Below are 9,112 nucleotides of genomic sequence, written 5' to 3' on the forward strand. Positions count from 1 at the left end.
GCCCGTTCCGGGAGGAAGCCTTCTGCACGGGCCGACTCAGCCCTTCCTGAACAGCATGTTCATACACTTGACGATACGTCAGCAACGCGGCTAGCCTCCTCGTCATCGCCTGGCCCCGACGGCGGGGAGATCGGTCCGCGTTCAGGCTTGCCTGCTGGCTGCGACGAGAGGGGAAGCGTTCAATGAAGACGATCTGGTTGCATATGCAGGGATATCGGAATCTGCCCGACGACTTTCGGGATCGCTATGAGAGCATCTGGGTCACCGCGCCGAACGACGAGCTGGTGGATCCAGAGCTGGTCGGCCAGTACCTGCACGCAAATCTGGAAGAGCTCCGGTTCGCGGACTCGATGGGATTCGATGGCATCGGCACGAACGAGCACCATCAGAACGGGTACGGGTTTCCGGTATCGCCGCACATGACCGGCGGCATCCTCGCGAGCTGGAAGTCCGATGCGGCGATCTGTCTGCTCGGTACGACCCTGCCGCTCTACCACCCGCTGCGCGTGGCCGAGGAGCTCGCTGCGATCGACTGCATGAGCGGAGGACGGCTGGTTGCTGGCTGGCCGGTTGGCTCGGCGATGGACACGTGCGGGGTGATCGGCCTCCCTCCGGACACCGTGCGGCCGCGCTACTACGAGGCGCACGACTTCATCAAGCAGGCGTGGTCCCGCCCCGGGCCGTTCCCCTTCAACGGTGAGTTCACGAAGCAGCGCTACGTGAACCCGTGGCCCAGGCCGATCCAGAAGCCGCATCCGCCGATCTGGCTGGCGGGCGGCGGCTCGGTGGAGACCTGGCAGTTCGCCGCGGACATGGACTACACCTACAACTTCTTGAGCTTCGGTGGTTACAAAGTCGCCCAGCGGCAGATGGACAGCTACTGGAGCGTCGTGGGGGAGCATGGTGAACGGGACGACAACCCGTACCGGGCCGGATACGCGCAGTTGATCTGCGTGGCCGATACCGACGCCGAGGCCAAGCGGCTCTACTGGCCGCACGTCAAGAACTTCTACGACAAGTCGATGTACATCGCCCCGCAGTTCTCGGTGGTGCCGGGGTACACCTCCCGGGCCAGCATGCAGCACATGATGAAGGCGACCGGATCCGCTAGCCCGTTCGCCGTCCGCAAGTCCACCGCGGGAAAGTTGGTCGCGGAGCCGAGCTGGGAACGGTTCATCGAGGAGGGTGCGGTGATCGGTGGGAGCCCGGACACCGTCGCTCAACGGCTCGAGGAGGCGGTCAGGCGTCTGCGGGTCGGTCACCTGATCGCCATCATGCAACTTCAGTCGATGGACACCGAGCTCACGAAGTACAACACCAAGCTCTTCGCGGAGAAGGTCCTGCCTAAGACCCGAACGATATGGGACGACGAAGGCTACGTCGACCAGTGGTGGCCTTCCGGGGCCACCAGGAACCAGCCGACGGCGGCCGAGACGTTGACGGGGGCACACTGATGATGGATGCCAACGTCAACAACATTGCCCTCTCCGGTGGGTTCAGCCAGAATCCGGTCATCGCCGACGGTCGAGGGCGGCCGCTGGTCTATCTGCACGGTCTTTTCGGACAAGAGTGGCCCGCCTATCTGGCAGATCTAGCCAAGTATCACCGGGTGTACGCCCCGGTGAACCCGGGAAGCGAAGAGCCCGCTGATCTTCGGCTGCTCGACGGACTGCTCGATCTCATCGTGTACTACGACGAGCTCTTCGAGCAGCTGGGCCTGGAGCAGGTCGATCTGATCGGCCATTCGTTCGGCGGGATGGTGGCAGCGGAGATCGCGGCTACGCTCACCCATCGGGTACGGAAACTTGTGCTGATCGACCCGCTCGGGCTGTGGCGCGACGATGCACCAGTGGGCGACCACCTCTTGGTCTCACCAGAGCAACGGACGGCGTTGCTGTATCACGACCTGTCCAACGCGGAAGTGGCGGCTCGGCTCTCGGAGCCGGAGGACCTGGCGGAGTCCCAGGCGGGGTATCTGAGGTCGTTCTCGGCTATGGCCAGCACGGCGCACTTCATCCATCCGATTCCCGAGCGCGGACTGCACAAGAGACTGCGCCGGATCAAGGCGGACACGCTCGTGCTCTGGGGTGCGCAGGATCGGTTGGTCCCACCGGTGTACGCCCAGGACTTCGCCCGCGGCATCCCGAACGCCAGCGTGCAGGTCCTCGACCGGGCCGGCCATTACCCCCATCTCGAGCAACGCGAACGCGTTACCGCCGAGACCCTCAGGTTCCTCGCCTGAGAGGGTAGACGGAATGCCTGGTACGACCGTGGCCGGTGAGGAAGGAACGTGGCGGGTGTCGACTCGGTCGCGTGTCTATGAGGACGTCGAGCGGCGGACATCGCCTCTGCGGCCCTCCCGCTGTCGCCGACGTCCAGGTCGTGGGTCCGCCCGGCGAGTGGTGCCGCGAGGATCTCGTCGCATGCTGCGTGGAGTCGGTTTCGGCGAGCCGGGACGCGCCGATGTCACTTGATCCTGACGCCGAGGACGTGCTCCTCGCGATGCGCACCTTGATGCCCCGGCCGTATCACGAGGTCGGGATCGACGAAGCCCGTCGCTTGTCGGGGAGCCGGCAGCGCCGGCCGGGGCCGCCCGTCAATGACGTGAGTGACCGGGTGATCCCCGGACCGCACGGGGGGATTCCCATCCGGGTGTATCGTCCCGGCGGTGAGCGCGCTCTACCGATGCTCGTTTGGCTTCACGGTGGCGGCTGGGCCCTCGGCAGTGTGGACAACAGCGATCTGACCAGTCGGATGATCGCGAACGAGGCGGGTTGCGTCGTGGTCTCCGTCGACTACCGGCTGGCGCCCGAACACAAGTTTCCCGTGCCGTTCGAGGACTGTCTCGAAGCAGTGCGATGGGTTGCCGGCCACGGCGAGGAGATCGGCGGCGATCCGACTCGGCTCGCCGTCGGCGGGGAGAGCGCAGGCGCGAACCTGGCCGCAGCCGTAGCACTGGTCGACCGAGAACGTGGCGAGCTGCCCATCTCACTGCAGGTTCTCGTCTACCCGGCCACGGAGTACGCCGTGGAACGGCCCTCCTGGCGCCGCAACAGCGCAGGGCCGGTCATGACTAGCCGGGATGTCGTGTGGTTCTGGGACCTGTACCTGCGAGACGAAGCGGATCGGTCCGATCCTCGGGCGACGCCGTCGAGTGCGACGGCGTTCGACCGGCTTCCCCCCGCATTCGTCCTCACCGCCGAACATGACCCGCTCTGTGACGACGGGGAGGCCTACGCGCGGCGGCTGTCCGCGGCGGGTGTGGACGTCCGGAAGAAGCGCTATGACGGTGTGTTCCATGGCTTCTTCGGGATGCCGGGTGTGCTCGCCAAGGCGACCGAGGCGGTGAACGACGTCGTGGTGGCTCTGCGAGAGGTGTTCGATCCGGCGCCGGTGAACGCCTCCACCCCGGTCGGGGATTGAGCAGCGCGACCCATCGCAATGGGAGGTTGGCGTGACTGAGATCGCCGGGAACGTAGCGTTGGTGACGGGGGGAGGCAGCGGCATCGGTCGTGGACTGGTACTGGAGCTGGCGGCCCAGGGCGCCTCCGTAGTCGTCGCGGACATTCTCCGGGAGAGGGCAGCCGCGGTTGCCGCGGAAGCCGAGACGGCCGGCGGCAGGGCGATCCCGGTCGTGTGCGACGTGAGCAGTCGGGAATCCGTACGAAGGATGAAGGCCGAGGCGAATGCGGCATTTGGCCCGGTTTCCTTGCTGTTCGCGAACGCGGGCGTGACGTGCTTCGACCGCCTGACCGACATGACCGACGGCGACGTGGATTGGCTGGTCCAGGTCAACTTGATGGGCACCGTGTACTGCCTGCGGACCTTCCTCCCCGACATGTTCCAAGCCCGGGCGGGCCATGTCGTCGCCACGGCGTCGACCGCCGGTCTGAGTCCTGGCTGGTTCCCTTATCATGTGCCTTATGTGACGACGAAGTCGGCAATCATCGCGATGATGCTCAACCTGCGTATCGAGCTCGCCGAGGTCGGAGTCGGCTCCACGGTGTACTGCGCCGGCGGCGTTCGCGGATCGCTCCGGGAGAGCCCGCGCTTTCGCCCGGAACGGTTCGGCGGCCCCCGCGACGGAGAACCGAGCGAGCTACTGGCGGCCCGGGGCGCCGAATGGTCGCAGAAGAACCTCACCGAGTTCCTAGAACCCGAAGAGGTGGCGCCGCACGTGCTGCGTGCCGTCCGGAGGAACACAGCGATGGTCGTCGACCATTCCGACCAGCGGCAGTACTTCTTCGAGCACTTCGTGGATCACGCCGTCGCAGCGTTCGACGAGGCCGCCGCCTGGGAGCGGTCGCTTTCCACGCCCGGCTGAACCGAGGGGCTCCAGGTCCGGCCACCTGATGCCGGTCGTGGCTCCGTGCGACGTTTCGGTGTCCCGTGCGCCGGGTCCCGCTCGGCGCGTCACGCCAGAGACATCCTCTTCCACGGACCCGACCGGCCCGGTGTCACCAAGGACGCGGACAACCTCGTTGCTTGCCACCTCGGATGACCCCTGGCTCCGCCCATCTCCGAGCGGCGGCCTCCGGAATGCGTCCCGCTTCGTCTGCAGAAGCGGTGTCCATAGGAGATGCGTGATCGATGTCCGACCGAGGAGCGCGGATGACGGACAGTGGCGAGCTGAGGCGGGAGAACCATGCGCTGCGAGGACTCGTCTCCGCGTACCGCCACGTATCGAGTCTCGCCGTGCAGGACGCCGGGATGGAAACCGTGGCCGAGGTAATCGCCGAACGGGTCGATGCCAACGTCGCAGTGGTCGACGAGAAGCTGAGCGTGCTGGCGGCTGCTCCCGCAGACGGTGCCGCATGGGTCGCAGGCGTCATCGGCGATCATTCGGCGCATCCGAGGCTGACCCAGGTGGTCGGGGTCGCGGCCCGTACCCGGCGCGCGGTACGGCTTCCGCGGGTGAGCGACGCGGCTCCACTGATCGTCGCTCCCATCGTCGTCGGTGATGATGTGCCCGCCTATCTCCTGACGCTCCACGACGGCGGCGACGACGCCGGAGAGGATTTGCGGCTGCTCCTGACCGAGCATGCAGCCACCATCTGCGGTGTCATCCTCGGCCGCGAGCGTGTGGTGGCCGCGGCGGCCACCCAGGTACGCAACGACCTGATGGAGGGACTGCTCTCCGGCAACGGTAGCGATCCGGAGGAGGTGCAGCGCTGGGCACGACATCTCGGCTACCACGAGGACACGCCGCACCGTGTGCTGTCGATCGTGCTCGACATCGACGACAACGAACTCACTGGTCGGATCTGCGTGGCCATGGAGCGGTTCGTCACCACGCGCGTGCCGGAGGCGATCACGGCGGTGCGCGGCCGGGAGGTCGCCGTGGTGGTCCCCGAGCCCGACCCCGCCGTACGGCGAGCTGAGCAACTCGCGCACACGTGTGTCGAGCATGCGCCGCACTTGTTAGGAAATGCTGTCGCCACCGTGGGGATCGGCGATGCGTGCCACTCCGCGACGGGCATTGCCCGCTCCTACGACGGCGCGCGGCGCGCCCTGGACATCACACAGCGAATGGGCCGCACCGGTACGGCGGTGGCATTCGAGGACCTGGGCATCCATCGTCTCCTGCTCGAGGTGGCCGACCCGGCGGAGCTACGGGACTTCGTCCGGGAGGTCTTCGGAGACCTGGATACGCCGGGCCGCGGCAACATGGCCGAGTACCTGGCCACACTGAGTTGCTACTTCCGTGCCAACAACAGCCCCCAGCGTGCGTCGCAGATCCTGCACGTGCATCCGAACACCGTTTCCTACCGCATCCACCGCGTCCAGGAGATGACCGGCCTAGATCTGGGCAGCTACCGGGACAGGTTGCTGGCCCAGGTCGCGCTGGAGATCCTGGACGCGGTGGCGGGCCCGGCTGAGGCGTCGTGACCGGTGTCGACGAGGCGCTGCGTGACCGCGTGCTCCGTCCGTAACCGATCTCGCGGACCGGACATCCGGTCCCCGTTACGAGCGCCGCCGCCTCGCCGGCGCGGCTGCCTGATCGTCGCCGGGTGCGGCAGTCGGCGCAGCAGCGGATGCCGGCTACGCGCCGAGCGGCAACCCACCGTGCTCGGCCGGCACGCCCGCCGGGTCCGGGTCACCCCGCGAATGCCCGTTCGGCCCGTTCGGCCCGCTCGACGACATTGGTCAGGAGCATGCCGCGGGTCATCGGCCCGACCCCGCCCGGCATCGGGGCCAGCAGGCCGGCCACCTCCGCGACCCCCGGGGCAACGTCGCCGACCAGACCATGATCGGTCCGGGAGACGCCGACATCGAACACGGCTGCGCCCGGCCGCACCATGTCGGCGGTGATCAGACCACCTACACCCGCCGCGGCGACGACCACGTCGGCCCCGCGCACCGCCTCGGCGAGGTCGCGCGTGCCGGTGTGGCACAGCGTGACGGTCGCGTTCTCCGAGCGGCGCGTCAACAGCAGGCCCAACGGCCGGCCGACGGTGATCCCCCGGCCGACCACCGTGACCCGCGCGCCGTCGAGAGGCACGTCGTAGCGCCGGCACAGCTCGACGATCCCGCGCGGCGTACACGGCAACGGCCCCGGCTCACCCAGCACCAGACGGCCCAGGTTCGTGGGGTGCAGACCGTCGGCGTCCTTGTCCGGGGCGATCCGCTCCAGGGCCGCACCGGCGTCGAGACCGCGGGGCAACGGCAGCTGGACGATGTAACCGGTGCACTCCGGGTCGGCGTTGAGCTCGTCCAGTACGCGCTCCACGTCGGCCTGCGTGGCGTCGGCGGGCAGCTCCCGCTGGATCGAGCGGATGCCGACCTTCGCGCAGTCGCGGTGCTTGGCCCGGACGTAGGAGTGCGACCCCGGATCGTCGCCGGTCAGCACCGTACCCAGGCCCGGTGTGCGTCCCGCGGCCGTGAGCCTCTCGACCCGCTCGTTGAGCTCCGCGAGCATCGTTGCCAGGGTGGCCTTGCCGTCAATCAGCATCGCCGTCATGTCGGACGTCCGTGGAGCAGGGGGGTGATTTCTGCCGCGGCGGCGGGGCCGTACGCCGCACCCAGCCGCTCCCCGGCGACGCTCGGGTCGAGGTGCCACTCCTGGGTCCCGGAGGTCTCCAGGACGAGCGTGGCGACCAGGGAACCGAGCTGGGCGGCGCGCTCGGCGGTCAGCCCGCGTTCGACCGCGGTAACGAAACCTGCCCGGAAGCCGTCACCGGCCCCGCTCGGATCGACGACCGTCGTCGCTGGGAGCGCCTCGACGTGGGTCTCGGCACCGTACCGGTCCACGATCAGCACACCCTTGGCCGACAGCGTGGTCACGCGCAGCTCGACGCGGTCGGCGATCTCCGCGGCGGTCCACCCGGTGCGCCGCAGCAGCAGCTCCCACTCGTACTCGTTGGTGAACAGGTATCGGGCCCCCTCAACAAGGGTCCGGCACTGGTCGGCGTCGAGCCGTGGGAGCTGCTGCGACGGGTCGGCCGCGAACGCCACCCCGAGCGCCTTCGCCTCCCGGGTGTGGGCGACCATTGCGTCCGGATCGTCGGCACCGACGAGGAGCAGGGCGACGTCGCTGGTGGCCAGGAGCGGTGCCAGCCCGATTCCCGCGGCCTCGCCCATCGCCCCGGGATAGAACGACGCGAGTTGGCAGCCGTCGTCGTCGGTGGTACAGGTGAACCGGGCGGTGTGCGCGGTGGCCGACAGGTGCACGCCGCCGCAGTCGACGCCGTGGCGTTCCAGCCAGGAGCGGTACTCGGCGAAGTCGGCCCCGGCGGCGCCGATGAGCAACGGGCGGCCGCCGAGCACGCCAAGCCCGAAGGCGATGTTGGCGCCGACCCCGCCACGCCGGACGACGAGGTCGTCGACGAGGAAGCTCAGCGACAGCCGGTCCAGATGGCCGTCGAGGAGATGGTCGGCGAACCGCCCCGGGAAATGCATGAGGTGGTCGGTGGCGATGGAGCCGGTGACGGCGATGGTTCCGTCAGGCATGGGACTCCTTCAGGGGAGGCGATATCAGAACACGACGGTGGTACGGCCGTCGACGAGAACGCGGTCCTCGCAGTGCCAGCGGACGGCGCGGGCGAGGACGCTGCGCTCGATGTCCGCGCCGGCCCGGGTGAGTTCCTCGACGCCCGCCCGGTGCGACACGCGGACGACGTCCTGCTCGATGATCGGGCCCTCGTCGAGGTCCTCGGTGGCGTAGTGAGCAGTGGCCCCGATGATCTTCACGCCGCGCTGTTTGGCGCGCTCGTAGGGGCCGGCCCCGGCGAACGCCGGCAGGAACGAGTGGTGGATGTTGATGACCGGGACGCCCACCTCGGCGAGGAACCCTCCCGAGAGGATCTGCATGTAGCGGGCCAGCACGACGAGGTCGATGCGCCCGCGTAGCAGGTCGAGCTGGCGCCGTTCGGCCTCGGGCTTGGTCGCCCGGATGACAGGGACGTGGGCGAAGGGCACGCCGAAGGTGGCGACATCGGCGGCGAGGTCGCGATGATTGGACACGACCTGGACGACGTCGATCGGCAGCTCCCGCCGACGGGATCGCCACAGCAGGTCGAGCAGGCAATGGTCGTAGCGCGAGACGAACAGCGCCACGCGGGTACGGGCCGCGTCGGGGCGGAACCGGAAGCTGCCCCCGATCGCGGAAGCCACCTCGGCGGCGAAGCCGGCCTCCAACGCGGCCAGCCGCCCGGTCAGCCCGTCGAGGTGGAACTGCGTGCGCAGGAAGAACCGGCCGCCCTCCGAACCGGTGGAGAACTGGTCGGAGGCGAGGATGTTCGCGCCCCGCCGGTGCAGAAAGGTGCTGATCCGCGATACGATGCCGGGCCCGTCGACGCAGGACACGACGAGCCGGCCGGTGTCCGCATTGATCGCGTCGTCGACCGGGTCGGGATCACTGGGCCGGCTTCCGAGGACGGTGCTGGACCGAGTCATGATGGCCTCTGTCAGTAGCGGTAGTGATCGGGCTTGAACGGCCCCTCGACGTCGACGCCGATGTACTCGGCCTGGTCCTTGGTGAGCTTGGTCAGCTCGCCGCCCAGCGCCTGCACGTGGATCCTCGCGACCTTCTCGTCGAGGATCTTCGGCAGCCGGTAGACGTCGCAGTTGTACTCCTCGTGCTTGGTGAACAGCTCGACCTGCGCGATCACCT

9 protein-coding genes are annotated in these 9,112 nt (G+C 68.3%); 5 read left to right on the forward strand and 4 right to left on the reverse strand.

What is annotated here, in order from left to right; genetic code table 11:
- Positions 1-182 precede the first annotated feature (182 nt).
- The 5 genes from LWC35_RS33340 to LWC35_RS33360 all read left to right on the forward strand — a co-directional run bounded on the left by LWC35_RS33340 (position 183) and on the right by LWC35_RS33360 (position 5,889).
- Entirely contained in the window at positions 183-1,454 is a 1,272-nt protein-coding gene (locus LWC35_RS33340; RefSeq protein ID WP_232874478.1) for an LLM class flavin-dependent oxidoreductase, read from the forward strand.
- On the forward strand, positions 1,454-2,242 hold the full coding sequence (locus LWC35_RS33345; RefSeq protein ID WP_232874479.1) for an alpha/beta fold hydrolase: 789 nt from the start codon (positions 1,454-1,456) through the stop codon (positions 2,240-2,242). Before LWC35_RS33340 ends, LWC35_RS33345 begins: the two co-directional genes overlap by 1 nt.
- A gap of 140 nt (positions 2,243-2,382) precedes the next feature.
- Positions 2,383-3,423, forward strand: coding sequence for a LipP1 family hormone-sensitive lipase (gene lipP1 / locus LWC35_RS33350; protein WP_232874480.1), 1,041 nt, complete (start codon positions 2,383-2,385; stop codon positions 3,421-3,423).
- A gap of 31 nt (positions 3,424-3,454) precedes the next feature.
- Positions 3,455-4,324: an SDR family oxidoreductase gene (locus tag LWC35_RS33355; RefSeq protein ID WP_232874481.1), complete on the forward strand. Its 870-nt coding sequence runs from the start codon at positions 3,455-3,457 to the stop codon at positions 4,322-4,324.
- A gap of 287 nt (positions 4,325-4,611) precedes the next feature.
- On the forward strand, positions 4,612-5,889 hold the full coding sequence (locus LWC35_RS33360; RefSeq protein WP_232874482.1) for a PucR family transcriptional regulator: 1,278 nt from the start codon (positions 4,612-4,614) through the stop codon (positions 5,887-5,889).
- A gap of 208 nt (positions 5,890-6,097) precedes the next feature.
- Here LWC35_RS33360 and LWC35_RS33365 read toward each other — a convergent pair whose 3' ends face one another.
- The 4 genes from LWC35_RS33365 to LWC35_RS33380 all read right to left on the reverse strand — a co-directional run.
- Entirely contained in the window at positions 6,098-6,961 is an 864-nt protein-coding gene (locus LWC35_RS33365; protein ID WP_232874483.1) for a bifunctional methylenetetrahydrofolate dehydrogenase/methenyltetrahydrofolate cyclohydrolase, read from the reverse strand.
- Positions 6,958-7,950 (reverse strand): carbohydrate kinase family protein, encoded by a 993-nt coding sequence (locus LWC35_RS33370; protein WP_232874484.1) that lies wholly within the window; start codon positions 7,948-7,950, stop codon positions 6,958-6,960. Before LWC35_RS33370 ends, LWC35_RS33365 begins: the two co-directional genes overlap by 4 nt.
- 24 nt (positions 7,951-7,974) lie before the next feature.
- Positions 7,975-8,895 (reverse strand): formyltetrahydrofolate deformylase, encoded by a 921-nt coding sequence (gene purU / locus LWC35_RS33375; protein ID WP_232874485.1) that lies wholly within the window; start codon positions 8,893-8,895, stop codon positions 7,975-7,977.
- 11 nt (positions 8,896-8,906) lie between these two features.
- On the reverse strand, positions 8,907-9,112 hold a 206-nt coding region (locus LWC35_RS33380), incomplete at its 5' end, for an adenosylhomocysteinase (protein ID WP_232874486.1).

The sequence above is a fragment of the Pseudonocardia kujensis genome (assembly GCF_021283305.1).
GTDB lineage: Bacteria > Actinomycetota > Actinomycetes > Mycobacteriales > Pseudonocardiaceae > Pseudonocardia > Pseudonocardia kujensis.

What these genes read in the sequence shown, in the direction of transcription:
- LWC35_RS33345 (WP_232874479.1), top strand. Translation starts at nt 1,454, where the DNA reads ATGATGGATGCCAACGTCAACAACATTGCCCTCTCCGGTGGGTTCAGC.
- purU (WP_232874485.1), bottom strand. Translation starts at nt 8,895, where the DNA reads ATGACTCGGTCCAGCACCGTCCTCGGAAGCCGGCCCAGTGATCCCGAC.
- LWC35_RS33360 (WP_232874482.1), top strand. Translation starts at nt 4,612, where the DNA reads ATGACGGACAGTGGCGAGCTGAGGCGGGAGAACCATGCGCTGCGAGGA.
- LWC35_RS33370 (WP_232874484.1), bottom strand. Translation starts at nt 7,950, where the DNA reads ATGCCTGACGGAACCATCGCCGTCACCGGCTCCATCGCCACCGACCAC.
- LWC35_RS33340 (WP_232874478.1), top strand. Translation starts at nt 183, where the DNA reads ATGAAGACGATCTGGTTGCATATGCAGGGATATCGGAATCTGCCCGAC.
- LWC35_RS33365 (WP_232874483.1), bottom strand. Translation starts at nt 6,961, where the DNA reads ATGACGGCGATGCTGATTGACGGCAAGGCCACCCTGGCAACGATGCTC.